1 pseudogene is annotated in these 271 nt (G+C 69.4%); it reads left to right on the forward strand.

Features of this window, described 5'->3' with window-relative positions:
* A pseudogene (locus SB772_RS41165) lies at positions 1 to 271 on the forward strand (NADP-dependent oxidoreductase); the annotation flags it as partial.

Consider the following 271-nt stretch of genomic DNA (forward strand, 5'->3'; position numbering starts at 1 on the left):
TCGAGAACGTGGGCGGCGAAGTGATGCGCGCGGTGCTGTCGCGGATGGTGATCGGCGGGCGCGTCGCGCTGTGCGGCGTGATCTCGAACTACAACAGCGGCCGCGCGGCGGACGACGTCGGCGTGCTGATCTCGAAGCGCATCACGATGCGCGGCTTCCTGATCCTCGACTACCGCAAGAGCCGCGAAGCGGTGCAGACGCTCGCCGGCTGGCTGCGCGACGGCCGTCTCAAGGCCGAGGAAACCGTGGCCGACGGGCTCGAAAACGCCCC

This window comes from Paraburkholderia sp. SIMBA_030, from assembly GCF_046535245.1.
Classification (GTDB): Bacteria; Pseudomonadota; Gammaproteobacteria; order Burkholderiales; family Burkholderiaceae; genus Paraburkholderia.